30 protein-coding genes are annotated in these 25,358 nt (G+C 69.2%); 21 read left to right on the top strand and 9 right to left on the bottom strand.

The genetic code is table 11. From position 1 onward, the window contains the following. The first annotated feature begins 3 nt into the window (after positions 1–3). From STVA_RS17915 to STVA_RS17865, 12 genes are all read left to right on the top strand, one after another. A complete protein-coding gene (locus tag STVA_RS17915) occupies positions 4–1,167 on the top strand; it encodes a thiolase C-terminal domain-containing protein (protein WP_123693562.1) in 1,164 nt (387 codons plus the stop codon). 14 nt (positions 1,168–1,181) lie between these two features. Then, the gene (locus tag STVA_RS17910) at positions 1,182–1,604 is read left to right on the top strand and encodes a Zn-ribbon domain-containing OB-fold protein (protein WP_123693564.1); all 423 of its coding nucleotides are present in this window, start codon (positions 1,182–1,184) and stop codon (positions 1,602–1,604) included. Beyond that, positions 1,604–3,007: a phenylacetate--CoA ligase family protein gene (locus tag STVA_RS17905; protein WP_123693566.1), complete on the top strand. Its 1,404-nt coding sequence runs from the start codon at positions 1,604–1,606 to the stop codon at positions 3,005–3,007. The genes STVA_RS17910 and STVA_RS17905 overlap by 1 nt, the downstream gene beginning before the upstream one ends. Next, entirely contained in the window at positions 3,004–3,180 is a 177-nt protein-coding gene (locus tag STVA_RS27695) for a hypothetical protein (RefSeq protein ID WP_170216639.1), read from the top strand. The genes STVA_RS17905 and STVA_RS27695 overlap by 4 nt, the downstream gene beginning before the upstream one ends. After that, a complete protein-coding gene (locus tag STVA_RS17900; RefSeq protein WP_123693568.1) occupies positions 3,177–3,965 on the top strand; it encodes an SDR family NAD(P)-dependent oxidoreductase in 789 nt (262 codons plus the stop codon). Before STVA_RS27695 ends, STVA_RS17900 begins: the two co-directional genes overlap by 4 nt. A 19-nt stretch (positions 3,966–3,984) precedes the next feature. Further along, positions 3,985–4,752, top strand: a complete 768-nt coding sequence (locus STVA_RS17895) for an SDR family NAD(P)-dependent oxidoreductase (protein ID WP_170216640.1) — start codon at positions 3,985–3,987, stop codon at positions 4,750–4,752. 183 nt (positions 4,753–4,935) lie between these two features. Further along, positions 4,936–5,784: a branched-chain amino acid ABC transporter permease gene (locus STVA_RS17890; protein ID WP_123693572.1), complete on the top strand. Its 849-nt coding sequence runs from the start codon at positions 4,936–4,938 to the stop codon at positions 5,782–5,784. Beyond that, on the top strand, positions 5,781–6,779 hold the full coding sequence (locus STVA_RS17885) for a branched-chain amino acid ABC transporter permease (protein ID WP_123693574.1): 999 nt from the start codon (positions 5,781–5,783) through the stop codon (positions 6,777–6,779). Before STVA_RS17890 ends, STVA_RS17885 begins: the two co-directional genes overlap by 4 nt. Further along, entirely contained in the window at positions 6,776–7,492 is a 717-nt protein-coding gene (locus STVA_RS17880; RefSeq protein ID WP_123693576.1) for an ABC transporter ATP-binding protein, read from the top strand. The genes STVA_RS17885 and STVA_RS17880 overlap by 4 nt, the downstream gene beginning before the upstream one ends. A gap of 13 nt (positions 7,493–7,505) precedes the next feature. Next, on the top strand, positions 7,506–8,201 hold the full coding sequence (locus STVA_RS17875; protein ID WP_123693578.1) for an ABC transporter ATP-binding protein: 696 nt from the start codon (positions 7,506–7,508) through the stop codon (positions 8,199–8,201). Between the two features lie 62 nt (positions 8,202–8,263). Beyond that, positions 8,264–9,457: an ABC transporter substrate-binding protein gene (locus tag STVA_RS17870; RefSeq protein ID WP_123693580.1), complete on the top strand. Its 1,194-nt coding sequence runs from the start codon at positions 8,264–8,266 to the stop codon at positions 9,455–9,457. A 111-nt stretch (positions 9,458–9,568) separates the two neighbouring features. Then, on the top strand, positions 9,569–10,264 hold the full coding sequence (locus tag STVA_RS17865; protein ID WP_245978476.1) for a TetR/AcrR family transcriptional regulator: 696 nt from the start codon (positions 9,569–9,571) through the stop codon (positions 10,262–10,264). A gap of 1 nt (position 10,265) precedes the next feature. On the opposite strand, the gene STVA_RS17860 is transcribed toward STVA_RS17865, so the two are convergent. From STVA_RS17860 to STVA_RS17850, 3 genes are all read right to left on the bottom strand, one after another. Continuing rightward, positions 10,266–12,080 carry a sensor histidine kinase gene (locus tag STVA_RS17860; RefSeq protein ID WP_123693582.1) on the bottom strand — a complete coding sequence of 605 codons (1,815 nt, stop codon included), beginning with the start codon at positions 12,078–12,080 and terminating at the stop codon, positions 10,266–10,268. Between the two features lie 69 nt (positions 12,081–12,149). Then, complete coding sequence (locus STVA_RS17855) at positions 12,150–12,809, bottom strand: sigma-70 family RNA polymerase sigma factor (protein ID WP_245978478.1); 660 nt, start codon at positions 12,807–12,809, stop codon at positions 12,150–12,152. Next, positions 12,793–13,005 (bottom strand): hypothetical protein, encoded by a 213-nt coding sequence (locus STVA_RS17850; RefSeq protein WP_142235805.1) that lies wholly within the window; start codon positions 13,003–13,005, stop codon positions 12,793–12,795. Before STVA_RS17850 ends, STVA_RS17855 begins: the two co-directional genes overlap by 17 nt. 172 nt (positions 13,006–13,177) lie before the next feature. Here STVA_RS17850 and STVA_RS17845 point away from each other — a divergent pair, with 172 nt between their 5' ends. Next, positions 13,178–14,056 (top strand): response regulator, encoded by an 879-nt coding sequence (locus STVA_RS17845; RefSeq protein ID WP_170216641.1) that lies wholly within the window; start codon positions 13,178–13,180, stop codon positions 14,054–14,056. On the opposite strand, the gene STVA_RS17840 is transcribed toward STVA_RS17845, so the two are convergent. Together STVA_RS17840 and STVA_RS17835 are read right to left on the bottom strand one after the other, a co-directional pair. Then, complete coding sequence (locus tag STVA_RS17840) at positions 14,020–14,361, bottom strand: SemiSWEET family sugar transporter (RefSeq protein WP_123693589.1); 342 nt, start codon at positions 14,359–14,361, stop codon at positions 14,020–14,022. The genes STVA_RS17845 and STVA_RS17840 overlap by 37 nt on opposite strands. 71 nt (positions 14,362–14,432) lie before the next feature. Further along, a complete protein-coding gene (locus STVA_RS17835; RefSeq protein WP_123693591.1) occupies positions 14,433–14,588 on the bottom strand; it encodes a DUF3309 family protein in 156 nt (51 codons plus the stop codon). Between the two features lie 126 nt (positions 14,589–14,714). On the opposite strand from STVA_RS17835, the gene STVA_RS17830 reads away from it, so the two are divergent. Next, the gene (locus STVA_RS17830) at positions 14,715–15,425 is read left to right on the top strand and encodes a GNAT family N-acetyltransferase (RefSeq protein ID WP_123693593.1); all 711 of its coding nucleotides are present in this window, start codon (positions 14,715–14,717) and stop codon (positions 15,423–15,425) included. Here the strand turns inward: STVA_RS17830 and STVA_RS17825 are convergent. After that, on the bottom strand, positions 15,415–16,182 hold the full coding sequence (locus STVA_RS17825) for an SDR family NAD(P)-dependent oxidoreductase (protein ID WP_123693595.1): 768 nt from the start codon (positions 16,180–16,182) through the stop codon (positions 15,415–15,417). The two genes, STVA_RS17830 and STVA_RS17825, sit on opposite strands and share 11 nt — an antisense overlap. A gap of 84 nt (positions 16,183–16,266) precedes the next feature. On the opposite strand from STVA_RS17825, the gene STVA_RS17820 reads away from it, so the two are divergent. The 5 genes from STVA_RS17820 to STVA_RS17800 all read left to right on the top strand — a co-directional run bounded on the left by STVA_RS17820 (position 16,267) and on the right by STVA_RS17800 (position 20,216). After that, positions 16,267–17,016: a GntR family transcriptional regulator gene (locus STVA_RS17820; protein WP_197735667.1), complete on the top strand. Its 750-nt coding sequence runs from the start codon at positions 16,267–16,269 to the stop codon at positions 17,014–17,016. Further along, positions 17,016–17,420, top strand: coding sequence for an oxalurate catabolism protein HpxZ (gene hpxZ, locus STVA_RS17815; protein WP_123693599.1), 405 nt, complete (start codon positions 17,016–17,018; stop codon positions 17,418–17,420). Before STVA_RS17820 ends, hpxZ begins: the two co-directional genes overlap by 1 nt. Positions 17,421–17,500: 80 nt before the next feature. Further along, the gene (locus tag STVA_RS17810; protein WP_123693601.1) at positions 17,501–17,848 is read left to right on the top strand and encodes a RidA family protein; all 348 of its coding nucleotides are present in this window, start codon (positions 17,501–17,503) and stop codon (positions 17,846–17,848) included. A 10-nt stretch (positions 17,849–17,858) separates the two neighbouring features. After that, complete coding sequence (locus STVA_RS17805) at positions 17,859–19,025, top strand: NADH:flavin oxidoreductase/NADH oxidase (protein ID WP_123693603.1); 1,167 nt, start codon at positions 17,859–17,861, stop codon at positions 19,023–19,025. A gap of 60 nt (positions 19,026–19,085) precedes the next feature. Then, positions 19,086–20,216: an ABC transporter ATP-binding protein gene (locus STVA_RS17800; RefSeq protein ID WP_123693939.1), complete on the top strand. Its 1,131-nt coding sequence runs from the start codon at positions 19,086–19,088 to the stop codon at positions 20,214–20,216. Positions 20,217–20,239: 23 nt separating this feature from the next. Here the strand turns inward: STVA_RS17800 and STVA_RS17795 are convergent, their stop codons facing one another. Genes STVA_RS17795 through STVA_RS17785 form a run of 3 tightly spaced genes read right to left on the bottom strand, consistent with a single transcriptional unit; the run spans position 20,240 to position 22,890 of the window. Further along, entirely contained in the window at positions 20,240–21,088 is an 849-nt protein-coding gene (locus tag STVA_RS17795; protein ID WP_245978480.1) for a polysaccharide deacetylase family protein, read from the bottom strand. Continuing rightward, complete coding sequence (locus STVA_RS17790; RefSeq protein ID WP_123693605.1) at positions 21,085–22,320, bottom strand: MFS transporter; 1,236 nt, start codon at positions 22,318–22,320, stop codon at positions 21,085–21,087. Before STVA_RS17790 ends, STVA_RS17795 begins: the two co-directional genes overlap by 4 nt. A 33-nt stretch (positions 22,321–22,353) precedes the next feature. After that, entirely contained in the window at positions 22,354–22,890 is a 537-nt protein-coding gene (locus STVA_RS17785; protein WP_170216643.1) for a TRAP transporter small permease, read from the bottom strand. Positions 22,891–23,004: 114 nt separating this feature from the next. On the opposite strand from STVA_RS17785, the gene STVA_RS17780 reads away from it, so the two are divergent. Both STVA_RS17780 and STVA_RS17775 read left to right on the top strand, forming a co-directional pair. After that, entirely contained in the window at positions 23,005–24,165 is a 1,161-nt protein-coding gene (locus tag STVA_RS17780; RefSeq protein WP_123693609.1) for an NADH:flavin oxidoreductase/NADH oxidase, read from the top strand. Between the two features lie 41 nt (positions 24,166–24,206). Further along, on the top strand, positions 24,207–25,346 hold the full coding sequence (locus STVA_RS17775) for a C4-dicarboxylate TRAP transporter substrate-binding protein (RefSeq protein ID WP_123693611.1): 1,140 nt from the start codon (positions 24,207–24,209) through the stop codon (positions 25,344–25,346). Positions 25,347–25,358 lie beyond the last annotated feature (12 nt).

Here is a 25,358-nt window from a genome sequence, read left to right as displayed (position 1 = left end):
CCCATGTCCAAGTGGCAGCTCCGGGACAAGTATTGCATCGCCGGCATCGGCTCGACCGCCTTCTCCAAGGCGTCGGGCCGCACCGTGCTCGACCTTGCGAGCGAGGCCTGCCTGGGCGCGCTCGACGATGCCGGCATGTCGCCCGACGAGATCGACGGCATCGTCAGTTTCCACTTCAATGACTCGGTGCCGGCGATCGCGGTCGCGACCCAGTTGGGCGTGCCGGCGGTGCGCTACGCGGTCGACACGGCCGGCGGCGGCAACGCCGCCAACCTCATCGTCCTCCAGGCGATCGCCGCGATCGAGGCGGGCCTGGCCGAGAACGTGCTGTGCTATCGCGCCATGAACGGCCGGTCGGGCTTCCGGCTGGGCGGCGGGCGCGACATGTCGGCCCATGGCATCACCCAGTACACGGCCCCCTTCGGCTGGATCACCTATCCCCAGGCGATGGCGATGTGGTGCCGGCGGCACATGATCGAATACGGCACGACCGCCGAGCAATTGGGCCAGGTCGCCGTCACCATGCGGGCCAATGCCGTCCTCAACGAGCGCGCCATGCAGCGCCAGCCGATGTCGATGGACGACTACATGGCCTCGCGCTTCATCGTCGACCCGTTCCGCCTCTACGACATCTGCCTGGAATCGGATGGTGCCTGCGCGGTGCTGGTCACCCGCGCCGAGCGCGCCCGCGACCTGCGCCAGACGCCGGTCCACATCATGGGCGGGGCCTATGGCGGCGGCCCCAGCCAGGGCGAGGACCTGTTCGACGCCCTGCGCTGGCCCGACCATTCGCACAACTATGCCCGCTACATCGCGGCCGACCTGTGGGGCAAGGCCGGGGTCGGCCCGGCCGATGTCGACGTGGCCGAGATCTATGACTGCTTCACCTACAGCGTGCTGATGCAGCTGGAGGGCCTGGGCTTCTGCCGGGAAGGCGAGGGTGGCCCGTTCGTGGCCGACGGCAACATCGCCCGCGACGGGTCGCTGCCGGTCAACACCCACGGCGGCCTGCTGTCGGAGGCCTACATCCACGGCTTCAACCATGTGATCGAGGCGGTCAGCCAGTTGCGCGGCCATGCCGGCGCCCGCCAGGTGCCGGATGCCGAGATCGCGCTGACGACGGCCGGCGCCATGACCTGCGGCAGCGCGCTCGTGCTGCGGCGCTGAGGGGAACGAAGTCCATGACCTATGCCAAGCCCCTGCCGGTTCCCGATCCCGATTCCGCCCATTTCTGGGCCGGCTGCCGGTCGCACCGCCTGCTGATCCAGCGCTGCCGCGCCTGCGGCACCCACCGCTTCCCGGCGGGGCCTGTCTGCGCGCAATGCCGCTCGCGCGAGGCCGACTGGATCGAGGCATCGGGAAAGGCCACCGTCTTCAGCTGGATCGTGGTCCGCCACCCGGTGCCGCGCGACCTCTACCAGGACGAGGTGCCCTACATCGTGGCCCTGGTGACGCTGGAGGAAGGGCCGCGCATGGCGACCAACATCGTCGACTGCGCGCCGGAGGCCGTGGCGGCCGGCATGCCGCTGTCGGTCGTCTTCCATCACGCCACCGCCGACATTTCGCTGCCGCGCTTCCGCCCGGTGCAGCCGGGAACGCATTGATGGGGCCGGCACTCGCATTCCGCGACGCCTCGGCGACACTGGGGCCGGTCGAGCGGCTGAGCCGGCCGGATCTGGAGGCGCTGCAACTGCGCCGCCTGCGCCGCCAGCTCGAGCGGCTGTGGCACACCAACCCCTTCTACCGCGCCAAGCTGGAGGCCGCGAAGGTCGTGCCGGACGACATCCGCTCGCTGGCCGATTTCAACGCCCGGGTGCCCCTGTCGACCAAGGCCGATTTCCTGGCCGACCAGCAGGAGCACCCGCCTTTCGGCCGCCGCCTGGGCGTGCCGCGCGATCAGGTGACGCTGGTCAACATGACCGGCGGCACGTCGGGCCAGGGGCAGGAGGTCTATGGCCGGACCGACCACGACATCGCCGTCCAGGGCTACCTGCACCTCCTGCCCTGGTTCATGGCCGGGCTGCGGCCGGGGCAGATGGCGCTGAACTGCGTGCCGACCGGCGGGCTGACGACCGGCGGCTGGGGGCCGCCCGAGGGCTTCCGCATCGCCGGGGCGACCGCCTTCCATGCCGGCGGCACCCTGTCGACCGATGCCAAGATCGACCTGATGCTGCGCTTCGGCGAGATGCATTTCATCTATGCCTCGACCAACTACCTGCACACGCTGAGTGAGGCCCTGCGCCGACGCGGCATCGTGCCGGCCGAGCGCTTCCCGATGATGCGCGCCATCCACATCGTGGCCGAGGGCTACCCGCAGGAATGGGCGCGCGCGACCGAGGCCTTCTGGGGCTGTCGCCTGCATGAGGGATATGGCAGCACGCAGGGGGCGGGCTTCATCGCATCGACCTGCGAGGAAGGGGTCGTCCGTGCCGACGGCCGCCGTGGCCTGATGCGCCTGCTGGAATGGATCAACTATGTCGAGGTGGTCGATCCCGAGACCGGCCAGCCAGTGGCGCCGGGCGAGGAGGGGGAGATCGTGCTGACCAACCTCGACATCCACGGCTCGCCGGTGCTGCGCTTCTCCACCCGCGACCGCGCCCGCTTCGTGCCCTGGCAGGAATGCGGGACAGGACGGGCGTGGAACTGCCTGGAGGCGGGCACCATCGGCCGCTACGACGACATGCTGAAGATCCGCGGCAACAATGTCTGGCCGCTGGCGGTCGATACGGCCGTCTTCGCCGAGGCCGAGCTGGCCGAGTATGTCGGCCGTGTCTTCATCGACGAATCCGGCCGCACCCGGGTCGCCCTGCGCCTGGCCTTGAAGGACACCCATGCGGGCATTGCGCCGGAGCAGTGCGAGGCGCTGCTCGGCCGCATCGGCCGGCGGATCAAGGAGCGCACCAACGTGCAGATGGAACTGACGCTGGTGCCGCGCGCCGAGCTGCCGGTCTTCACCTACAAGGCCAGGCGCTGGACCGACGAACGCAAGGAAGGGCTGCGGGCATGACCGACGACCGGCCCGTCCTGAGCGATGCCGACGAGATCCGGCTGCTGCGCGAGATCGAGGAGCGGGCGCGGGTTCTGTGCGCCAGCGCCGACCCGCTGATGCGCGGGCAGTACCAGCATCTGGCCGGCCGCGTCACAGCACTGCTGGCGATCAAGGGAGAGGACGTCGGATGACTGACCCCAAGGGCACGCGCCTGGCCGGAAGGGTGGCCCTGATCACGGGCGGCGCCTCCGGGCTGGGCGAGGCGACGGTGCGCCGGTTCCATGCCGAGGGCGCCTGGGTGATGATCGCCGACATCGACGTGCAGCGCGGCCGCTCGCTCGCCCGCCACCTGGGCGACGGGGCGGCCTTCGTCACCTGCGACCATACCGACCGGGCGCAGAACGAGGCCGCCGTGGCCGCCACCGAGGCGGAGTTCGGCGGCCTCGACATCCTGCACAACAATGCCGGCGGCCCGTTCGCGGGCGCCTTCGAGACGGCCGACGACCAGACGCTGGAGCGCGTGGTCGGCGTCAACCTGCTGGGCGTGATGAAGATGACCCAGGCCGCTCTGCCGTCGCTGCGCCGCGCCGGCGAGGCGCGGCCGGGCGGGGCCGCGATCCTCTTCACCTCCTCGCTGCAGGGGATCAAGGCCAGGCCCAACTTCAGCATCTACACGGCCGCCAAGCACGGCATCGTCGGTCTGGTGCGCAGCCTGGCCCTGGAACTGGCGCCGGCCAATATCCGCGTGAACGCCATCTGCCCCACCGTGACCGAGACGGCGATGTTGCCCAAGTTCCTGCCCGGCATGGCCGCCGACATGGACGAGGCCCGCCGCCGCTTCCGCGCCACCATTCCGCTCGGCCGCATGCCGGAGCCGATCGACACCGCGAACGCGGCCCTCTTCCTTGCCTCCGACGAGGCCCGCATGTTGACCGGCGTCGCCCTGCCGGTCGATGGCGGGCAGATGGCCGGTTGATATCCCGAAGGATACTGCGATGAACTTTCCCAGCTTCCGCCTGGATGGCCAGGTGGCGCTCGTGACCGGCGGCAATCGTGGGCTCGGCGCCCTTGGCGCCCGGGCTTTCGCCGCCGCCGGCGCCGACGTGATCGTCGCCGCCCGCGGCCTGGAGCAGGGCGAGCAGGTGGCGGCGGAAATCCGCGCGACCGGCCGCCGTGCGCTGGCGCTGGAAGTCGACGTGCGCCGGCGCGAGTCGGTGGATGCCATGGCGGCCAGGGCGCTCGACGCCTTCGGCCGGGTCGACATCCTCTTCAACAATGCCGGCGTCATCGCGACCGCGACCGTGACGGACCTCGAGGAGGATGCCTGGGACGACGTCATGGACGTCAGCGCCAAGGGCACCTGGCTCTGCGTGCGCGCGCTCGTGCCGCAGATGGCGGCACGCGGGTCGGGCCGCATCATCAACATGGCGTCCATCCTCGCTTCCCACGGCATCCCGAACCGCTCGCCCTACTGCGCGGCCAAGGCGGCGGTGGCCAACCTGACGCGGGCGATGGCGGTCGAGCTGGGTCCCAAGGGCATCAACGTGAACGCGGTGGCGCCCACCGTCTTCGTCACCGACCTCAACCGCCACCTGATCGAGAAGCAGCCGCAGGTCTACGGCACCGTGCTGGCGCGCATGCCGCTCGGCCGGCTGGGCCAGCCCGAGGACCTGGCGGGCGCGCTGGTGTTCCTGGCAGCACCCGCTTCGGCCTTCGTGACCGGGCAGATTCTGCATGTCGACGGCGGATTCACCGCCACCTAGGGCCTGGCCCCGATTGACTTGTCCTGACTGAATGAACCATCATTCAGTCGATAAAGCGGCCCTCCGCCAACGAGCGGGACAATGGGAAAGGCCGCACCGGAGGAGGGAGACGCGAAGCATGCTGACGCCGGCGCCACACGGACGCGGCGCGCCCCCGGGCCAACGCCGCAGGGCGCATTCCCCATGGTGATCAACGTCCTGAACGGCCTTGTCTATGGCGGGCTGCTCTACATCCTCTCCGTTGGCCTGGTGCTGATCTTCGGCCTGCGCCGGGTCGTCAACTTCGCCCATGGCAGCCTGTTCATGGTCGGCGGCTATATCGCGTTCGCGGTCGCCGCCCATGGCGGCTTCTGGGTCGCCCTGCCGGTCGCGATCGCCGCCCTGGCGATACTGGGAGTCATCCTCGACCGTTTCGTCTTCCGCCCGCTCCAGCACGAGGATCCGATCGCGACCGTGCTGGTCACCTTCGGCCTGCTGCTGGTGCTCGAAGACGTGGTGAAGACGATCTGGGGCAAGGACTTCCTGTCGCTGGCCGCCCCGCCCCTGCTGTCCGGCACCGTGTCGATCGCGGGCGAGACCTTCCCCGTCTATCGCCTGATGGTGATCGGCGTGGCCGTCCTGGTTGCCGCCGGGCTCAGCCTCTGGCTGCGGTTCAGCCGCATCGGCCTCTATGTCCGCGCCTCCAGCGTCGATCCGGTGACGACGGGCATGCAGGGTGTCGACACCGATCGCGTCAGCGCCGTGGTGGTCGCCATCGGTGCCGGCCTCGCCGGCCTGTCGGGCACCATTGCCGCCCCCTTGATGGCACTGTCGCCGTCGATGGGCAGCTTCATCCTGATCGACAGCTTCATCGTGGTGGTCGTGGGCGGCCTCGGCAGTTTCACCGGCGCTTTCATCGCAGCACTGCTGATCGGCCAGGTGCATAATTTCGGGATCGTCTATGTCCCCTGGGCGGCGTCGCTGATCCCCTTCCTGCTGATGGTGGCGGTGCTGATCTGGCGCCCGACCGGCCTGGCGGGAGGCCGCGCATGACGCCGATCGCCGCAACCATGCCGGCCCGGCCACGCGCGCGCCGGCTGGGCTTCCTGGTCGTCCTCCTCGCCTTCGCGGTGGCGGGCTGCGCCCTGCCGTTCGTGGTCAAGTCCCAGCTCTTCCTGACCCTGATGACCCAGGCCGCGATCAATGCGGTGCTGGCCACCGGCGTGGGGTTCCTGGTGCGCCAGAGCGGCAATGTCAGCTTCGGCCATGCCGCCTTCTTCGGCCTGTCGGCCTATGCCACCGCGCTGCTGATCAAGTTCGGCCTGCCCGCCGAGGCGGCGATCGTGCTGGCGGTCCTGCTGCCGACGCTGTTTGCGCTGGCGCTGGGCGTGGTCATCGTGCGCGTCACCGGCGTCGCCTTCTCGATGCTGACGCTGGCCGTCGCCCAGGCGTTCCACGAGCTGGTGCTGAAGTGGCGCGAACTCGCCAACGGCGACGACGGCATGGCCATTGCCTTTCCGTCGCGCGTGTTCGGCATCGACATGGCGACGTTCCAGCAGCCGGCCAGCATGTTCCTCATCTCCTGGATGACCCTGGTGGCGATCATTCTGGGCCTGTGGCTGTTGCAGCGCAGCCATTTCGGCACGCTGACCCTGGCCATCCGCGAGAACGAGGAACGCGCGCGCTACATCGGCTACCGCACGGTGGTCCCGCGGGCGATCGTCTATGCCGTCTCGGCCGCCATCGCCTCGGTCGCCGGCCTGCTGTTCGCCCTCTACAACGGCTTCGTGTCGCCCGGCACGCTGCACTGGAGCCTGTCGGGCGAGGCCCTGATCATGGCCATCATCGGCGGCCCGCGGCTGGTGTGGGGGCCGGCGCTGGGCGGCGTCATCTTCTTCTTCATCAAGAACGCGGCCGGCGACTTCACCGATCACTGGCCGGCCGTCATCGGCATCACCCTGATCCTGGTGACGGTGCTGCTGCCGCGTGGCGTCGGCGGCATCATCGTCTGGGCCACGGACCGGCTGACCGGGAGGAGGGAGCGATGACCGCCTCGACCTTCGCCATCGAGGGCGTCGGCATGACGCGCCGGTTCGGCGGCTTCGCGGCGCTGGACGGCGTATCCCTGGCGGTTCCCCACGGCGAGATCCGCGGCCTGATCGGCCCCAACGGGGCCGGCAAGTCGACCCTGATGGACGTGCTTTCCGGCCGTGCCCAGAACTGGAGCGGCAAGGTCGCCATGGACGGCCGCGACATCAGCGGCCTGGGCGCGGTCGAGCGTCGTCGTGCCGGCCTCGCGCGCTCCTTCCAGCGCACCAACATCTTCCCCGACCTCACCATCGACGAGCAGGTGCGCCTGGCGGCCGCTACCGCCGAGCAGGACAACAGCGACGAGGTGATGGCCGAGCTGGGCCTGACCGAGCTGGCCCACCGCCGCGCCGCCGATGTCTCCTACGGCGACCAGCGCCGGCTGGACCTGGCCCTGGCCCTGGTAGGCCGGCCGCGCGTGCTGCTGCTGGACGAGCCGGCAGCCGGCCTGTCGATGCAGGAATCGATGGTGCTGGCCGGCATCCTGCGCGACCTCGCCGGGCGCTGGGGCGTGACCGTGCTGCTGGTCGAGCACGACATGGAGGTGATCTTCTCGATCTGCAGCCGGGTGACCGTGCTGCACCTGGGCAAGATCCTGGCCGACGGCACGCCGGACGAGATCCGTCGCATCCCGGAGGTCATCACCGCCTATCTCGGAAGTTCGGTAGAATGAGGAGCATGGGCTGATGAGCCTGCTCGCCTTCCGCGACGTCGACGCCTATTACGGCCGCGCCCAGGTGCTGCACGGCGTCACCTTCGACATCCGGCCCGAGGAGCGGGTGGCGATCCTGGGGCGCAACGGCGTCGGCAAGACCACGGTCGTGAACGCCTTCCTCGGCATTGCCACGATCCGCCGGGGCGAGGTCGACCTGGCCGGCCGCACCGCCAGCCGCTTCCAGCACTTCACCGCCGCCCGCAGCGGCATCGCCGTCGTGCCGCAGGGGCGCCGGATCATTCCCGGCCTGTCGATCCGTGAGAACCTGCTGCTGGGGGCGGCCGTCGGCCGGCGCGGCGGCTGGAACCTGGAGCGCGTGTTCGACCTGTTCCCCATCCTGCGCGAGCGCGCCGACACGCCCGGCACCGCCTTGAGCGGCGGGCAGCAGCAGATGCTGGCGATCGGTCGCGCGCTCATGGCCAACCCCAGCCTGCTGGTGCTGGACGAGCCGAGCGAGGGCCTGGCCCCGGTCATCGTCGACGAGCTGGCGGAGATCTTCCGCCGGCTGGCCGCCGAGGGCACCGGCATCCTCCTGATCGAGCAGAATTTCGGCCTCGTTCGCCGCGTGGCCGATCGCTACTACGTCCTCTCCAAGGGGACGGTGATCGAGGCCGGCGAGCTGGCCGGCCTGTCGATGGAGACCCTGAAGCGGCACGTCGCGGTCTGACGGGTGGCATCGCAGGGAACGAGAAGGCCCCGAAAAGGGAAACGCTGAGGAAGGAGACGAGCATGCAGACGGTTTGGATGAGGCGCCTGGGCCTTGCCGCGGCGACCGTGCTGGCGGCGGCGGGTTCGACCGCAGCGCAGGAGACGATCAAGATCGGCGTGCCGGTCGCACTCACCGGCACCTATGCCGACCTGGGCGAGCAGTCCCGGCGCGCGATCATGTTCGCGGTGGACGAGATCAACGCCGCCGGCGGCATCCGCGGCCAGAAGGCCGAGGCCCGCTTCCTCGACACCGAGGCCAAGCCCGACCTGGCCCGCCGCCAGGGCGAGAAGCTGGCGCTCGAAGGCTACAAGCTGCTGATCGGCACGGTCGCTTCGGGCGAGGGGCTGGCGATGGGGCCGATGCTCCAGCGCTGGGACGCCCTCTACATCTCCACCATCAACAAGGCCAACCAGATCACCGGGTCGGCCTGCCAGCCGCGCATGTTCCGCGCCAACCGTCTGGATGCTTCGGACGGCGCCGTCGTTACCCCGTGGCTGGCCGAGCGCAAGGAGACGAAGTGGGCGATCATGGCCGCCGACATCGCCTGGGGCCGTGATTCCGGCGCCAGCTTCATCAAGTCGGCCCAGGCCAACAAGCGCACCATCGCGTCGGAGAACTACTCGCCCTTCGGCACCAACGACTTCGCCCCTTACATCCAGAAGATCAAGGATTCGGGTGCGGAGGGGCTGTGGGTGGCGCTGGCCGGGCGCGATGCCATCAACTTCGCGACGCAGGCCAAGCAGTTCGGCCTGTTCGACAGCATCTTCACCGCGGGCGTCAGCTTCGTCACCGACAACACGGTGAAGACCCTGGGCGACGTGTCCAAGGGCATCTGGGGGATCATCAACTACAGCTCCACACTGGACAACCCCGCCAACAAGAAGTTCGTCGCAGACTGGGCCAAGAAGTATCCCGGCACCGAGCCGTCGAATTTCGAGGGCGAGACCTATATCGGCATGCAGGTGTTGCTGCAGGCCATCGCCAAGGCGGGCAGCAGCAAGCCGGCCGACGTCGCCAAGGCGATGGAGGGCACGACCTTCGACACGATCCTCGGCAAGCAGCTGATGCGCAAGGAGGATCACCAGCTCGTCGGTCCGAACTTCTTCGGCTATGTCGGCGAGAAGGACGGCAAGCTGAAGCCGATCGTCACCATGTCGGTCCCGCCCGAGACGGCGACGCCGCCGGCCGACGCCGCCTGCAAGATGCCGGGCTGAACGGGCCCGCCGGTGCCCGTGGCGATTGCCGCGGGCACCGGCCTTGCATTAGTGCTTCCGAGGGGGTCGGGGCCGAGCCGTCCCGGCCCCCTTTTCCCATCTGAGGCGGCATTGTCCGATACCATCAAGAGTCCCGATACGATCAAGAGCCCGGACACGATCAAGAGCAAGGTCGACGACCCGGAACTGATCCTGCGCCGGCGTCAGCAACTGACCGAGGCGGCGATCGAGCTCTTCAGCGAGCGCGGCTATCACACCACGACCATCCGCGACGTGGCCGAGCGCGCCAATGTCAGCATCGGGCTCATCTACCAGTATGTCGAGGACAAGGAGGATCTCCTCTACTTGGCACTGGCCCAGGTGCTCGACAGCTACAAGGCGCGCATTCCCGTGGCGCTGGACGGCGTGGCCGAGCCGCTCGACCGCTTTTGCACGGCCGTGCGCACCTATTGCCGCGTCAATGGGGAGTCGGTGGCGGCCACCGTGCTGGCCTATCGCGAGACCAAGTCGCTGCGCAAGGAACGGCGCAACCTGATCAAGCAGACCGAGGTCGAGACCAACGAGCTGATCGCCGCCTGCGTCCGCGACTGCGTTGAGGCCGGCCTGTTCGACGCCGTCGACGTCGAACTCTTTACCCACCAGATCGTCATGTTCTCGCACGGCTGGGCGTTGAAGGCCTGGCGCTTCGCCAGCCGCATGGATGTCGAGGAGTATGTCGACCGCGGCCTCAGCATGATGCTGCGGCAGGTCCTGACCGCCCGCGGCGAGCGCCGGCTGCGCCACTCCACCTGCTGCGGCGCAGCCTGAGTCAGGCGGCCGCGTCCGCGCCTTCCTCGCCGTGATCGTCGGTTTCCGCCGCCAGGGGGAAATCGACCACCACCACCGCGCCGCTGGGATCGCCCGCCTCCAGCCGCATCTTGCCGCCGAGCTGGCGGGCGAATGCCTGCATCAGGGCCATGCCGATGCCGGGCTGGATGCGGGCCTGACCATCCTCGGCGACCGGCAGGCCGGCGCCGTCGTCGGCGATGCGCAGTTCGGCATTGCCGTCCTCGCCACGGCTGAAGGACAGGTCGATCACGCCGCGCGCGCCGTCGGGATAGCCGTGCTTGACGGCGTTGCTGAGCGCCTCGGTGATCAGCAACGCCACCGGCACCGCGGCGGCGGCCGGGATCGGCACGCTGTCGAGCGCAAGCCGGATGCTGATGCCGCGCTGCCCCAGGCTGTGGGCATGGCCGAGCTGGTCGGCCAGCGCCTCGGTGATCGAGGCAAAGTCGACCTGGCGGACGTCGGCGCTCTCGTAGAGATAGCGGTGGACCAGCGCCAGGGTGCGCACCCGCACCCGGGCCTCGGTCAGCACCTCGCGCGCGGCGCCATCCTTGGTACTCTTGGACTGCAGATTCAGGAAGCTGGTGACGATCTGCAGGTTGTTCTTTACCCGGTGATGAACCTCGCGCAGCAGCGCGTCCTTCTCGTCCAGCGATCGCCGCAATTCTGTCTCGCGGTCGGAGATCTTGCGCGCCATGCCGGCGAAGGCGTCGGCAAACTGGCGGATCTCGCGCGGGCTGCGGCCGACATCGGGCTTGGCGTCGAGCTCGTCGCGGCCATAGGCGTCGACCGTGGCCAGCAGGGCGCGGATGCCGCGCGCGATCAACAGCTCGCCGCCCACCACCGCCACGCCGATGGCGATCATCAGCATCAGCAGCGGGCCGATGATGAAGGCCAGAGTCTGGTAGAAGCTCCAGCTCATGGCGCTGACGCTGGGCATGCCGAAGAGGATGTAGAGGCTGCCGTTCTGCAGGTTGGCGGCGCTGAAGAACCGCTCCCGCCCATCGGCACCGGTTGATACGAACTCGGTCACCCGGCGCTGGGCAACCTCCGTCAGGATGGCCTTGTCGGGCGCGGCTTCGTCGGCCGGCGACTTGCGGCTTTGGGGAATGCCATGGGCCGGCTCGGGTACGGCCAGGAAGCGGTCCGAGCTGGTCATCACCGTGCCCTTCGAATCGAGCAGGTAGACGATGCCGTTCTCGGGCAGCCCGTGCTTCTGGGCGAGGCTGCCGAGCCAGGGCAGGCGGATGCCGGCCACGATCGCGCCGGCCGGCGTGCCATCGGAACCGGACGCCGGCAGCAGCGCACTGACGATCGGCTCCGCCGTTTCGCGCGACAGCGTAAAGTAGCCCAGCGTGAAGCCCTGGGTTTCGGTCATGCCCTTGAACCAGGGGGTGTCGACCACGCTGGCGCCGATGCTGCGGTCGACGGCGCTGCACTGCACCCGGCCCTGGCGGTCGACGACGGCCAGGTCGCTATATTCGGGCAGCGTGGTCAGAACCCGCGCCATGGTGCGCGAGCAGTCGGGCGTCGGACTGCCATCGGCGGCGGCGCGCACGGCGGCACTCTCGCCCAGGCCCACCATCAGGCGCCGGGTGCCCTCGATCAGCGCGTTCTGGTTCGCCGACGCCACGATGGCCAGTTGCCGGACGGTGGCCCAGCCGCGGGCTTCCGCATCCTGATAGCCGCGATAGGCCAGGATGAGGTCATAGATCACGATCGGAACGAGTGCCACGGCGAGCGCCAGAGCCAATCTTGCTCGCAACGGATCGAAGAAGTTGGTCAACCAGGTCCACACGTTCCAACCGTCCGGGATGTGCGGGCAGCCGGCGGCTTGTCGCCCGCCGGCTGATACCGCGATCTAGTGTCAGCCAACCCCGGCCGGACGGTCGCGAGGCAAGGGCAACTCGGCTGCTTCCCGCTCGCCCTCTTCGGTGCGACCGGTCAGTTGCACGAGCGTCTTTCGCGCACGGGAGACACGGCTCTTCACCGTTCCGACCGCGCATCCGGACACTTGCGCCGCCTCTTCATAGCTCATTCCGCTCGCGCCGACGAGGATCAGGGCTTCGCGCTGGTCGTGCGGCAGCTTCATCAGGGCGATGCGGAAATCGTCGAACTCGACCGTGCTCTCCTGCGAGGCGGCCACCGGGATCAGGTCCTGGTCCATGGTGTCGATCGACTGCACCACCATTCGGCTCTTGCGCCGCTCGGTGAAGAAGAGGTTGCGCAGGATGGTGAATATCCAGGCGCGGAAGTTGGTGCCGGGCCGGAACGAGTCCTGGGCCGCCAGGGCGCGCACGATCGCATCCTGGACCAGATCGTCAGCCAGTTCGCGCTGCCCGGCCAGCGAACGCGCGAATGCGCGCAACTGCGGCAGGCAGGCGATGAGCTCTTCGCGGATGCCGATCGCGGCCGCAGCGCCGCTCGGTGCCGAGTTGGACGCGGACGTGCCCGCGACCGGTGTCTCGCGATCGCCGGAGGCGGACCGGATGAGCGTCTGATCGCCGGCGCTATCCATCGAGTTCATCGATCAGCTTCTGCAGCGAGGGCGGCAGGGGTTCGCCGGCAACCTCGTCATACAGTCCCTTCAGCTTCAGCTCGAGCCAATCCTGGCGCTGCGGCCCGCCGGGCTTGCGGCCGCCGCTGCCGGTGCGCGGCGGCTGGTCCGGCCGGGCGGGCAGTGGCTTGGATGGTGGGGACTTGGCCATGGAAGGCTGGGCCATGGCGGGCCGCGCCGGGTCGGGGCGGGCGGACGTGGGGTGATCGCCGACCGCCCCGGCCATGGAATGGCCGGCGTCGTCGTCCCTCCGCGGACCCAGGGAAATCCTTTCCAGTCTACTCACGATCGCACACCCTTCGTTCGACGCACCGCCAGAGCGGCGGCCGCTTCTTTCAATGGGGACCGCAATCCCCATCTACCGCTCGTGGCCAAAGCTGCGATATTTGCTTTGCCTGGAACGTACGGGGTCGGTCATGGACGAAACGCAAAAGGGCCGGATCGCGGCGCAGCTTCCATTCCTGCGGCGCCACGCGCGGGCCCTGACGGGTTCGCAGGAGATCGGTGACGATTTCGTCAAGCGCGCCCTCCAGGAGATTATCGTCCAGGCCGGAGCCAGCCCGGAGCCGCTGACGCGGGCCGATCTGTTCCGATGCCTGCACAACGTGTCGGATCTGCTTCCGGTTCCTCGCTCAACGGTCGCGCATGGGAGCGAAGGGGATCCGGTGCAGCAGGCGCTGGAAGAGCGCGTGTCCCGCTTGCCGCCGCTGGGGCGCGCAGCGTTGCTGCTCGTCCATAACGAGGGCTTTCCACGGTCCGAGGCGGCCCATGTCCTGGGGATCTCGCCCGACGCGCTGGGGCGGCTGCTGGACGAGGCCTGGACGGCGCTGAAGAAGGAGGAGCCGGCCCGCGTCCTCATCATCGAGGACGAGGCGGTGATCGCGCTCGACATCGCCGGCATCGTCACCGAGATGGGGCACCACGTCGCAGGCGTGGCCGCCCGCTCCGACGAGGCGATCCGGCTGGCGCGGACGGGCAATCCCAGCCTGATCCTGGCCGACATCCAGCTCGAAGACGGCAACACGGGCATCGCTGCGGTGGCGGCCATCCTGGAGCATGCCAGGCTGCCGGTCGTCTTCGTCACGGCGTTCCCGGAACGGCTGCTGACCGGCGACCGGGTGGAGCCGACCTTCATCGTCTCCAAGCCGTTCGAGCCAGATGTATTGCAGGTGGCGGTCTCTCAGGCCTTGTTCTGCGCATCCGCGTCGGCGGGCTGATCCGCATCGGCATCGGCGGGCACGATGGCGTCTGCCACGGCCTCGCGGCTGCGGCGCGGCAGGATCGTCATGGTCAGGATGAAGATCGAGAAGACCAGGCAGACGATGTTCGACACGATGATCGGCCACTCCCCCAGCGCGAAGCCATAGGCCAGCCAGCAGGCGAAGGCCGCCACGGTGACGGAGTAGGTCTTGACGGATATGCCCTCGGTGCGGCGGGTGCGGATCACCTTCCATGCCTGGGGTGCGAAGCTGATGGTCGATGCCAGCGTCGCGGCACCGCCCAGCCATGGCGCGAGGTCCATTGCTCCCCCTCGATCGGGCGCTTGCGGCAGGGGCGGCGGCGGACGCCATCGGCGCCCGCCGCCGACGACCGCTACACGCGGCCCAGCAACACCAGGATCAGCAGCACGATCAGCACCGTGCCGAGCAGGCCGGTGGGCGCGTAGCCCCAGTTGCGGCTGTAGTTCCAGGTCGGCAGCGCGCCGATGAGGATGAGGATCAGGACGACGATGAGGACGGTGCTAAGCACGGGCGTATGCCTCCACGGGCTGCGACGCAGGGTTGAACGCCGACCCGACCGCGAAGTTCCGCCAGCGCTACCGTCTTCTCGTGGCCCGCGCTATCGTCGCGGCCCCCTCAGCTTCGAGATCGCGCCATGACCCAGCTCCTCAACTCCTTCGGCCAGCCCATCGGCGAGCCGGTTCCCGACTGGACGGCGCGCCCGTGGCCGCCGCTGACGCCGATGGAAGGCCGTTTCTGTCGCCTGGAGCCGGTCGATGTCGGCCGCCATGCGGCCCAGCTCTTCGAGGCGGCGTCCGAGGACGCGGCCGGCGCCAACTGGACCTATCTCGGCGTCGACGCGCTGCCCGACCTGCCGGCCTATACCGCCTGGCTGGAGAAGATGTCGGCCGGCCGGGACCCGCAGTTCCATGCGATCATCGACGCGTCGGGCAAGGCGGTCGGTGTTGCCACCTACCTGCGCATCGACCCGCCCAACGGCGTGATCGAGGTCGGCCACATCAACTATTCCCCCCGCCTCCAGCGCAAGCCGGCCGCGACCGAGGCCATGTACCTGATGATGCGCCGGGTATTCGACGAACTGGGCTATCGCCGCTACGAGTGGAAATGCGACAGCCTGAACGCGCCGTCGCGGGCGGCCGCCGCCCGCTACGGCTTTCGCTTCGAGGGCATCTTCCTCCAGGCGGTGGTCTACAAGGGCCGCAATCGCGACACCGCCTGGTTCTCGATCACCGACAAGGAATGGCCGGCCGTGAAGGCCGGGTTCGAGCGCTGGCTCGACCCGTCCAACTTCGAAGCCGACGGCCGCCAGAAGGCCGGCCTCGCCCAGCTACGCGCTACGGCATGATGATGCCGCCATTCACCTCGATCACCTGGCCGGTGACGAAGCCCGACAGCGCGTCGGACGCCAGGTAGAGATAGGCGCCGACGCACTCGTCGGTGGTGCCGGTGCGGCGCATCGGCGTCAGGCGGATGGCGGCCTCGATCTGCTTGGCCGGGGTCAGCCGCTCCTGGAGCGGGGTCATGATGACGCCCGGCGCGACCGCATTCACCCGGATGCGGTCGCGTGCGACCTCCTTGGCCAGCCCGCGCGTGAAGCTCGACACGAAGCCCTTGGCCGCGGCGTAGAGCACCGAGCCACCGCCGCCGCCGTTGCGCGCCGCCAGCGACGTGGTCGAGATGATCGAGCCGCCGCCCGCCGCCCGCAGGTGCGGGATGGCGGCCCTGGCGGCCACGAAGACCGACCGCGCGTTCAGGTCCATCACTTGGTCGTAGAGGTCGTCGCCGGCTTGCTCGATCGGCTTGCGCTCGACGACCGAGCCCGCATTGGCGACCAGGATGTCGAGGCGGCCGAAGGCGGCCACCGTCTCCTCCACCAGTTCGGCCTGCCGTGCGGCGTCGCTGACGTCACCCTGCAGGACGATTGCCCGCCCGCCGGCGGCCTCGATCGCGGCGGCGACCGCTTCGGCCTCGGCCCGGGTGCGGTTGCAGTGGACGGCGACCGCCATGCCCTGCTGGCCGAAAGCGGTGGCGACGGCGGCACCGATGCCGGTCGACGAGCCGGTGACGAGGGCGACCTTGCCCTGGAGATCGGGAATCTGCATCGCGGGTGATCCTTGTGCGGGGTGTCTGGCTGTCAGGGATGGTGGCTGTGCCAATAGCGTGATTCCCGTGCTAATGGTGCAGGGATGACAGATGCTGGCCGCACCAATCGCCCGGCCCGGATGGCCGGCCCCGCCATCGCGGCACCGTCCGCCGCCCCGCGCCGCGAGCCGATCGCCTTCCGCACCAAGGAGGGGCAGGTGGCGGAGTTCCTGCGCGAGCGCATCATCTCGGGCTTCTTCGCCCGCGGCCAGAAGCTGAAACAGGCCGAGATCGCGCAGATGCTGGACCTGTCGATCACGCCGGTGCGCGAGGCGCTCAAGCTGCTGGAGGCGCAGGGCTACGTTGTCGGTTCCTCCCATCGCGGCGCCGTCGTCGCCCCCTTCCAGGTCGGCGAGGCGGCCGAGCTGTACGAGCTGCGCCTCGACCTGGAATCGCGCCTGACCCGGGCAGCCGCGGCCGGCATCGACGATGCCGGCGTGCGGGCGCTGGAGGAACTGAACGACGCCATCCTGGTCGCCGCCCGGTCGGGCAACCACGACGCCGCGCGCAGCGCCAACTTCCGCTTCCATTTCCGGCTCTACGAGATGGCGGGGCAGCCGCAGACGCTGCATTTCGTGCGCATCCTGTGGGCCAAGTACCCGTTCGACCTGCTGACGGTGCTGCCGCGGCGACAGTTCGACGTGGCCGACGAGCATCGCGACATCCTGGACGCGCTCCAGGCACGCGACGTGCAGGCCGCAACGCGCGCCATGGAAAGCCACATCGAGAGCGGCTGGCGGGCCTTCGTCCGGCACCATCCGGAAGCGGGCGCCGACGCCGCCAGGAGGACCTGATGGATGACCGGACCCTGAACATCCCGGAGGTGGTGGAAGAGGTCCGCGCCATCTTCGAACGCTACGAGGTGGCGCTGGTCGAGAAGGACGTGGCGGTGCTCGACGCCAGCTTCTGGGACAGCCCGCACACCGTGCGCTACGGCATGAACGAGAACGGCTACGGCTTTGCCGAGATCCACGCCCACCGCGTCGCCCGGCCGCCCGGGCCCGGCACCAAGGAGCGCCGCATCCGGCTGGAGGTCCTGACGATCGGCCGCGACCTCGCGACCGTGAACCTGGAGTTCAAGGTGCGCGGCCGCCCGCTGGTCGGCCGCCAGAGCCAGACCTGGGTCCGCTTCCCGGATGCCGGCTGGAAGGTGATCGCCGCCCACGTCTCGACCATGGCCGAGACGCCGATCCTGTAGAAGCCGGCCGCCGTCGCCTGTATGTCCTTGGCGGAGGGCGGGCAACCGGCCCCGGCCCATTGATTTCCGGAGACGGCACGATGATCAAGCGCGACAGCAGCTATGGCGGCATCCTCCACGAGGTCGTCGAGCACAACGGCACGCTCTACCTGGCGGGCACCGTCGGCGAGGACACCACGGCCGACATCACCGGCCAGATGCGCAGCATCACCGAGCAGATCGACGCGCTGCTGGCGGCCCACGGCTCGAACAAGGATCGCATCCTGTCGGCCACCATCTACATGACCGACCTCTCCATGAAGCCGGCGTTGAACGTCGTCTGGAAGGAATGGCTGAACGCCGATCATCTGCCGACCCGGGCCGGCATCGGCGTGGCCGACCTCGGCCCGGGCGTCCTGGTCGAGGTGGTGGTGGTCGCGGCGAAGTAGGGGCCCGGGCATGGCGACCCCGCATCTCTTCACCCCGATCGCGCTGCGCGGGGTGACCGCGCGCAACCGCATCGCGCTGTCGCCGATGTGCCAGTATTCGGCGACGGGCGGCTTCGCGGACGACTGGCATCTGGTCCATCTGGGCAAGTTCGCCCAGGGCGGCGCCGGGATCGTCTTCGTCGAGGCGACGGCGGTCGAGGCGCGGGGTCGCATCACCCACGGCGATGTCGGCCTGTGGTCCGATGCCCATGCGGCACCGCTCGGCCGCATCGCCGATTTCCTGGCCGCCAATGGTGCGGTCCCGGCGATCCAGCTTGCCCATGCCGGGCGCAAGGCCAGCATGCAGCGCCCCTGGCAGGGCAACGGGCCGATGACGGCGGCCGACCAGGCGGGCGGCGAGACGGCATGGCCGGTGGTGGCCGCCAGCGCCATCCCGCTCGACGATGGCTGGCTGGTGCCCGAGGCGCTGGATGCCGCCGGCATGGAGACCGTGCGCCAGGCGTGGCGTGCCGCGACCCTGCGGGCCGCCGATGCCGGCTTCGGCATCCTGGATGTGCATTCCGCGCACGGCTACCTGCTGCATTCCTTCCTGTCGCCGCTGACGAACCGGCGCAACGACGCCCATGGCGGCGACCTCGCGGGGCGCATGCGCTTTCCCCTGTCGGTGGTGGAAACCGTGCGCGAGGCCTGGCCGGCCGATCGGCCGCTCTTCGTGCGCATCTCGGCTGTCGACGGCATGGAGGGCGGCTGGACGGTGGAGGACAGCGTCGCCTATGCCCGCGAGTTGAAGGCGCGGGGCGTCGATGTCGTCGACTGCTCGACCGGCGGGCTTGCCGGTTCGGCGACGCTGGGGCGCTCCGCTCCACGCGGGCTGGGCTTCCAGGTGCCCTATGCCGAGCGCATCCGGGCCGATGCGGGTATCGCCACCATGGCCGTCGGCCTGATCGTGGACGCCGAACAGGCCGAGGCGATCCTGGCCCGGGGCCAGGCCGACATCATCGCCATCGGCCGCGAGCTGATGAACGAGCCCAACTGGCCCGTGCATGCGGCCCGCGCGCTGGGACTGCCGGGCGGCGGCTTCGACCGCTGGCCGCGCCAGTACGGCTGGTGGCTGGAACGAAGGCAGGCGGTTCTGGACCGGATCCGGAGCAATTCGGCCGACGAGGCGCGAACTTGATGGTACGGTTCCTGCTCTGACAGCGCTTGGATGTCCATCGAGGCCGAAAGCCGCCCTGCCATGACCGCCGCCGCCAGAGCCTTCACCCCTGCCACCGACCCGCTGGTCGCCTTCGTCGGCGTGTCCAAGCGGTATGGCGCGCCCGGCGCCGGTGCGGCGGTGGCGGGGCTCGACCTCGACATCGGGCGCGGCGAGTTCGTCACCTTCCTCGGGCCGTCGGGCTCGGGCAAGACCACGTCCCTGATGATGCTGGCCGGCTTCGAGACGCCGACCGAGGGCGACATCCTGGTCGCCGGCCGCTCCGTCCGCCGCATCCCGCCCCATCGCCGCAACATCGGCGTCGTCTTCCAGCACTACGCGCTCTTTCCGCACATGACGGTAGGGGAGAACGTGGCCTTTCCGCTGTCGGTACGCGGCATCGGGCGCGAGGAGGCGGCGCGTCGGGTCGACAAGGCGCTCGACCTCGTCCGGCTCGGCGGCTATGGCCGCCGCCGCCCTGCCGAGCTGTCGGGCGGCCAGCAGCAGCGGGTGGCGCTGGCCCGCGCGCTGGTCTTCGGGCCGGACATCGTGCTGATGGACGAGCCCCTGGGCGCGCTCGACAAGCAGCTACGCGAGCAGTTGCAGCTTGAGATCAAGCATATCCATGACGGGCTGGGCGTCACCATCGTCTATGTCACCCATGACCAGTCGGAGGCGCTGACCCTGTCCGACCGCATCGCCGTCTTCAAGGACGGGCGGGTCGACCAGGTGGGCTCGCCGACCGAGATCTACGAGCGGCCGACGACGGCCTTCGTCGCGCGCTTCATCGGCGAGAGCAACCGGCTTGACGGCCAGGTGCGCTCGGTCGACGGGCGGCATTGCGTGGTCGAGACGACGGGCGGCGTGGTGATCCGCGCACTGAATGCCGGCGGCTTCGGCCCTGGCCAGGCGACGACGCTTTCGGTGCGGCCGGAGCGTATCTCGCCGCTGGAGCCGGGCACCAGCCCCGACAACCAGGTCGCCGCCCGGGTCGAGGAGCTGATCTATCACGGCGACCATGTGCGGGCGCGCCTGGGCCTGCCCGGGGCCAACGGTTTCGTGGTCAAGGTCGCCAACTCCGCCGGCACCCGCCCGCTCGCGGCGGGCGAGATGGTCGAACTGGGTTGGAGCGCGGACGACTGCCGCGCACTCGACCCTTTGCCCGCGGATTAGCCGCCGCTACCCCGGCTGGCGGCTCACATCTGCTCTGCGGCGCATCGGGCGATCTCCTCGCCGGTCGCAAACCAGACGTCGGGGAACTTCTGCATGAACTGGATGAATCGGCGCAACATCGCCAGCCGGTTGGGCTGACCGATGAATTGCGGGTGCATGACCAGGTCGAACAGGCCGCCCCAGCGATAGATCTCCTCGAACTCGGTCTGCCAGGTGTCGAGGATCTGGCTCGGCGGAAAGAGGGCGCGCGGCGTCTTGATCGAGAAGAGCGTATAGACGGCGTCGTCGATCATCCAACGCCAGGGCAGTTCGATCGGCCCGGGGCTGCCATCGTCCAGGCGATGGCGGTAGGGAGTGATGGTATCCATCATGGATGTGTCGTAGAGGAAGCCGCGTTCGGCCAGCAGCCGGATCATGTTGGCGCTGGTCTCGCCCGCGGGCGACCGATAGCCGGCCGGCCGCACGCCCAGAACGCGGTGCAGCGCTTCCAGCCCGCGATCGAGGGCCTCGACCTCCTTGTCCGGAAAATCCGGATCGATCCATTCGTGCAGATAGCCATGGTGGCCGATCTCGTGCCCGTTCTTCAGCATTGCCTCGCAGCGGGCGGTGTGGCGCTCGGCCGTCCAGCCGGGAACGAAGAATGTTGCCTTGAGCTCGAAGTCATTCAGCAGTTCCAGTATCTTCGGCACGCCGACGCGGGCGCCGTAGAGGCCCATGGACAGCAGGCCGGGGCGCTTGGCGTTCTCGGGGTCGCGCGCCAGCCACAAAGTCTCCGCATCGAAGTCGAACGTCAGCATGACGGCGCACTTGGCGCCGTTGGGCCAGCGGATGGGGGGCGGATCCTCGATCTGCAGCATGGACGGCACGATCATGGTACGTGGTCTCCGGATTCGGGTGTTGGCGGCTCGGCTGCCAGGCCGAACCACGCGATGGTGGCGCCGACCAGCGATCCGACGGTGAGAACGAGAAGGGCTATCCGCAGGCTGCCGGTTGCCAGCAGCGCCCCCGCAACGAGCGGTGGACCGATGAAGACGCCGACATAGTTGAAGATCATGAGCGCCGTGGTGGCGGTTCCCACCTCCGCGCGCGGCACGATGCGGGTGACCTCCGCCAGGACCAGGCCGCCCCAACCGGCGCCGGTCGTCCCCAGCAGGAAGCTGGCACCCAGCATCCCGGCCACCGGCCACTCCGGCCGGATCGACGCCACCAGCGCGACGGCCGCGGCCATGCCCAGGCCCAGCATGGCCAGGACCCGGCCCATCGCGCCGATGCGGTCGGCCAGCGCGCCCCAGAACAATCGTCCGGCCACCGCGCCGACCTGGGCCGCGGCCGCCGCCCAGCCGGCGACCGTCAGCGAGGTCTGGCCCAGCGTCGCGACGCTGTAGGGGATGTAGGCGTTCACCGTGGCCAGCATCGCCGCGAAGAGGCATGAGACGGAGATCAGCCGGCGCAGCGGCCGGCGGCGAAGGGCGGCGACCACGGCGCGCGGCGTGCGCCGCAGGTCGATCGCCGGCCGGACGAGCACCTTGTCCAGTCGGCGCGCGAAGGCCGCGCCGGCGAGGCTGGCGATGACGACCAGTGCTGCCACGATCAGGACGGTGTCGCTCCATCCGATCCAGCCGACCAGCGGCGGTATCAGGACGCCGGCACAGAGCACGCCGAGCGGCGCGCCGGTCTGGCGCAGAGAGAACAGGAAATTGGCGCGACCGGCTGCCACGAAGGGCAGGATCATGGAGGAACTGGCCGGTGTCGTGGGCCCATAGCCGATCCCGATGACGATACCGGCCAGGATCACCGCAGCCAGCGTGCCGGGCAGCAGGGCCGGCAAGGCGAGCCCGGCCAGCAGCACGCAGAGCGTGCTGGTGCTGGCGATCCCGAACGTCGAGAACCCGGCTTGGCAGAAGAAGGTGGCGACGATTGCCCCGCCATAGAGAGCGACGGCATAGACGCCGGCGGCGTCACCGCCGAGGCCGCTGCCGGTCGCATCCGAGGACAGTGCCGGCAGCAGCACGGGGAAGGTTGCGGCCGCCAGGGATACCGCGATCTGCTGCGTCAGGGTGAGGGCAATGACGCTGCCAGCGGCAGGCCGCTCGGCAGGCATCATGGTGCTATGCGACCCCGCCGATCCCTTGTCGCATCAGGCGCGGAAAGTGGCGTCTTCCTCGATCGGCCGGTCCGCCGCGGGCGGGGCGTAGCGGAAGATCAGCCGCACGATCTGGCTGACGCAGACGACGACGACCAGCGCGAACGAGATCGGCAGGATGAAGCGGGCTGGCCAGATGGCGATCTCGGCATAGCCCATCATCGTCTCGCCGGTCGAAAGCGCGTTCAGCGCATCGAGCCACGAGCGGTAGGCAAATGCCGAGAAGAAGCCGGCTGAACAAATCGTGGCGAACAGGGTCATCACGCGCTGGATGCCGGACGACATCCGCTGGAACAGGATCTCGACATTGATGTGCTCGTCGCGCCGCTCGATCCAGGCCAGCGGAAAGCAGACGACCGCGACCATGTAGTAGAAGGAGACGATCTCCGTCGTCCCCAGCATGCCGCGGCCGAAGAAGGTCCGCTGGACCACGTCCCACGTGACGTGAACGGCCATCAGCACCACGGCGGTGCAGCCCACCCACATCAGCAGCTTGGCCGCGCCGGTCGTGCAACGATCGAACCAGTCCATCCCGCGGCTCCCTCCGCTGTCGTGCGCCGGAGGACGATGGGTCATGTTGAAAAATCCTTCAACAAGTTTCATTGTCGCCGCTCGGCATCGTCGATCAGGAAAGGGTACGCCTCGATGAGCACCGCGCCAACTCCAAGCGTCCTTGATCCGCTGACGGTTCGCGGGGTCGCGTTTCCCAATCGCATCGTCATCTCGCCGATGCAGCAGTATGCCGGCACGCCGGACGGCATGCCGACGGACTGGCATGTTCGCCACCTGTCGACCTATGCGGCCGGCGGGGCCGGCCTGGTCTTCACCGAGGCGCTGGGCATCTGTCCCGAAGGGCGATTGACCTGGGGCGACATCGGCGCCTGGAACGACCAGCAGACTGCGCCGCTCGCGCGCCTGGCCGAGGTGATCGCCGCCCACGGCGCGGTGCCGGGCGCCCAGATCAACCATGCCGGCCGCAAGGGCAGCGTCCAGCGGCCCTGGCACGGGTTCGAGCCGATGTCGCAGGCCGACGTCGCCTTGCGCGGCGAACATCCGTGGGAGACGGTCTCGGCGTCGGCCCTGCCGGCCAATCCTGGCTGGCCGACGCCGCGCGCCATCGGCCGCGACGAGATCCGACGCAGCCTGGAGCAGTTCGCGGCGGCCACTGCCCGTGTGCGCAAGGCCGGCTTCCAGGCGCTCAACATCCACGGTGCCCACGGCTACCTGATCCACTCGTTCCTGTCGCCGCTGTCGAACCAGCGCGATGACGAGTATGGCGGCAGCCTGGAAAACCGGATGCGCTACGCGCTGGAGGTGGCCGATGCCGCGCGCTCCGAATGGCCGTCCGACCTGCCGATATTCTTCCGGCTGTCCTGCATCGACGATGTCGATGGCGGCTGGACCCTGGACGAGACGGTGACGCTGTCGCGGGCCTTCGCCGACCATGGCGTCGATGTGGTCGACTGCTCGTCGGGCGGGCTCGGCCGGCGGACGACGACCGCCGTCGTCCGGCGAGAGCCCGGCTACCAGGTGCCGTATGCCGAGCGCGTGCGGCGCGACACCGGCATGCGGACGATGGCGGTGGGATTGATCCGCGAACCGGCTCTGGCGGAGGCGATCGTCGCCGATGGCCGGGCCGATTTCGTCGCGATCGGCCGCGAAGCACTGTTCAACCCGCACTGGCCAGCGCAGGCGGCGGTCACCCTCCGGGGTCCCGATGCCTTCGACGGCTGGCCGCCCGCCTATGGCTGGTGGCTGAAGGTGCGCAGCAGGACGCTCGCCGTTTCCCAGGCGGCGGCGGAGTAGAGACGGGCGCAAGCAAGTCTGAACGAACAGGAGGCACAAACATGAAGCTGGCCACGATACGCGGCGCTGCCCTGGCGATCACGCTCTCCGGCGCGATCGCCGCCCCGGCGGCAGGGGCGGAATATATCGCCAACAACTTCCTCGACCAGAACCACCCGTTCTCGGTCTTCAACTACACCGAGTGGGCCAAGGACGTCGCCAAGGCGACCAACGGCGACCTGACCTTCAAGGTCTTCCTCGGCGGCTCCCTGGTGCCGGCGCGCTCGACCCTGCCCGGCATCCGCGACGGGCTGGCCACGGTGGCCTATCACGCCGGTACCTACACGCCGTCGGAGCTGCCGATCACCAACGTGCTGGCCGACATGTCCCTCTACAATTCGGACATCTACGTCACGCTGGCCGCCAGCACCGAGGTCTCGTTCAAGAACGCGGCCATCCAGGCCGAATACAAGAAGGTCGGCGTCGTCTATGGCGGCGGCTACTCGACCTCGCCCTACCTGCTGCTGTGCCGGACCAAGGTGTCGTCGCTGGCGGAGCTGAAGGGCAAGCGCCTGCGCATGCCGGGCAGCCTCTGGGATCGCTGGGGCGTGGCACTCGGCGCGGTGTCGGTCAACGTGCCGTCGAGCGAGATCTTCACCGGTCTGGAGCGCGGCACGCTCGACTGCGGCATGAACCCGCTGGAATCGCTGAAGTCGCGGAGCTGGTGGGACGTGGCCAAGTACGTCGTCGACCTGCCGCTCGGCGTCTATTTCTCGGGCCCGATGTGGGGCTACAATCCCGGCTTCTGGAAGGGCCTGAAGCCGGAACAGCGGGCGATGCTGCTGGACCATTCGGCGCGCGCGTCGGTGCGGTCGTCGATGGCTTACATCCGCAACACGCTCGAGACCGAGAAAGAGATGGGCGCCAAGGGCGTCCAGATGCTGAAGCCGACGGCCGACCTCGTGGCCGCCAGCGACAAGTTCATCGACGCCGACGCCAAGGAGCTGGGCAAGATGTCCCAGCAGAAGTTCAAGGTGGACCTGGCCGTCGCCGAGGGCGTGGTGGCCGAGTACAAGGCATCGGTCGCCAAGTGGGAGAAGCTGTTCGCCGGGGTCGACCCGATGGACGAGCAGAAGCGCTACGAGATCCTGAAGAAGGAACTGTTCGACAAGATCGACCCCAAGACGTACGGCCTCAACTGAGGTCCCGGCCGG

Source organism: Stella humosa (assembly GCF_006738645.1).
Lineage (GTDB): Bacteria > Pseudomonadota > Alphaproteobacteria > ATCC43930 > Allostellaceae > Allostella > Allostella humosa.
Note: the sequence above shows the minus strand (reverse complement) of the source record. Positions and strands in the feature narration are given on the sequence as shown.

What these genes read in the sequence shown, in the direction of transcription:
- STVA_RS17915 (WP_123693562.1), top strand. Translation starts at nt 4, where the DNA reads ATGTCCAAGTGGCAGCTCCGGGACAAGTATTGCATCGCCGGCATCGGC.
- STVA_RS17910 (WP_123693564.1), top strand. Translation starts at nt 1,182, where the DNA reads ATGACCTATGCCAAGCCCCTGCCGGTTCCCGATCCCGATTCCGCCCAT.
- STVA_RS17905 (WP_123693566.1), top strand. Translation starts at nt 1,604, where the DNA reads ATGGGGCCGGCACTCGCATTCCGCGACGCCTCGGCGACACTGGGGCCG.
- STVA_RS27695 (WP_170216639.1), top strand. Translation starts at nt 3,004, where the DNA reads ATGACCGACGACCGGCCCGTCCTGAGCGATGCCGACGAGATCCGGCTG.
- STVA_RS17900 (WP_123693568.1), top strand. Translation starts at nt 3,177, where the DNA reads ATGACTGACCCCAAGGGCACGCGCCTGGCCGGAAGGGTGGCCCTGATC.
- STVA_RS17895 (WP_170216640.1), top strand. Translation starts at nt 3,985, where the DNA reads ATGAACTTTCCCAGCTTCCGCCTGGATGGCCAGGTGGCGCTCGTGACC.
- STVA_RS17890 (WP_123693572.1), top strand. Translation starts at nt 4,936, where the DNA reads ATGGTGATCAACGTCCTGAACGGCCTTGTCTATGGCGGGCTGCTCTAC.
- STVA_RS17885 (WP_123693574.1), top strand. Translation starts at nt 5,781, where the DNA reads ATGACGCCGATCGCCGCAACCATGCCGGCCCGGCCACGCGCGCGCCGG.
- STVA_RS17880 (WP_123693576.1), top strand. Translation starts at nt 6,776, where the DNA reads ATGACCGCCTCGACCTTCGCCATCGAGGGCGTCGGCATGACGCGCCGG.
- STVA_RS17875 (WP_123693578.1), top strand. Translation starts at nt 7,506, where the DNA reads ATGAGCCTGCTCGCCTTCCGCGACGTCGACGCCTATTACGGCCGCGCC.
- STVA_RS17870 (WP_123693580.1), top strand. Translation starts at nt 8,264, where the DNA reads ATGCAGACGGTTTGGATGAGGCGCCTGGGCCTTGCCGCGGCGACCGTG.
- STVA_RS17855 (WP_245978478.1), bottom strand. Translation starts at nt 12,809, where the DNA reads ATGAACTCGATGGATAGCGCCGGCGATCAGACGCTCATCCGGTCCGCC.
- STVA_RS17850 (WP_142235805.1), bottom strand. Translation starts at nt 13,005, where the DNA reads ATGGCCCAGCCTTCCATGGCCAAGTCCCCACCATCCAAGCCACTGCCC.
- STVA_RS17845 (WP_170216641.1), top strand. Translation starts at nt 13,178, where the DNA reads ATGGGGACCGCAATCCCCATCTACCGCTCGTGGCCAAAGCTGCGATAT.
- STVA_RS17840 (WP_123693589.1), bottom strand. Translation starts at nt 14,361, where the DNA reads ATGGACCTCGCGCCATGGCTGGGCGGTGCCGCGACGCTGGCATCGACC.
- STVA_RS17830 (WP_123693593.1), top strand. Translation starts at nt 14,715, where the DNA reads ATGACCCAGCTCCTCAACTCCTTCGGCCAGCCCATCGGCGAGCCGGTT.
- STVA_RS17825 (WP_123693595.1), bottom strand. Translation starts at nt 16,182, where the DNA reads ATGCAGATTCCCGATCTCCAGGGCAAGGTCGCCCTCGTCACCGGCTCG.
- STVA_RS17820 (WP_197735667.1), top strand. Translation starts at nt 16,267, where the DNA reads ATGACAGATGCTGGCCGCACCAATCGCCCGGCCCGGATGGCCGGCCCC.
- hpxZ (WP_123693599.1), top strand. Translation starts at nt 17,016, where the DNA reads ATGGATGACCGGACCCTGAACATCCCGGAGGTGGTGGAAGAGGTCCGC.
- STVA_RS17810 (WP_123693601.1), top strand. Translation starts at nt 17,501, where the DNA reads ATGATCAAGCGCGACAGCAGCTATGGCGGCATCCTCCACGAGGTCGTC.
- STVA_RS17805 (WP_123693603.1), top strand. Translation starts at nt 17,859, where the DNA reads ATGGCGACCCCGCATCTCTTCACCCCGATCGCGCTGCGCGGGGTGACC.
- STVA_RS17800 (WP_123693939.1), top strand. Translation starts at nt 19,086, where the DNA reads ATGACCGCCGCCGCCAGAGCCTTCACCCCTGCCACCGACCCGCTGGTC.
- STVA_RS17795 (WP_245978480.1), bottom strand. Translation starts at nt 21,088, where the DNA reads ATGATCGTGCCGTCCATGCTGCAGATCGAGGATCCGCCCCCCATCCGC.
- STVA_RS17790 (WP_123693605.1), bottom strand. Translation starts at nt 22,320, where the DNA reads ATGATGCCTGCCGAGCGGCCTGCCGCTGGCAGCGTCATTGCCCTCACC.
- STVA_RS17785 (WP_170216643.1), bottom strand. Translation starts at nt 22,890, where the DNA reads ATGGACTGGTTCGATCGTTGCACGACCGGCGCGGCCAAGCTGCTGATG.
- STVA_RS17780 (WP_123693609.1), top strand. Translation starts at nt 23,005, where the DNA reads ATGAGCACCGCGCCAACTCCAAGCGTCCTTGATCCGCTGACGGTTCGC.
- STVA_RS17775 (WP_123693611.1), top strand. Translation starts at nt 24,207, where the DNA reads ATGAAGCTGGCCACGATACGCGGCGCTGCCCTGGCGATCACGCTCTCC.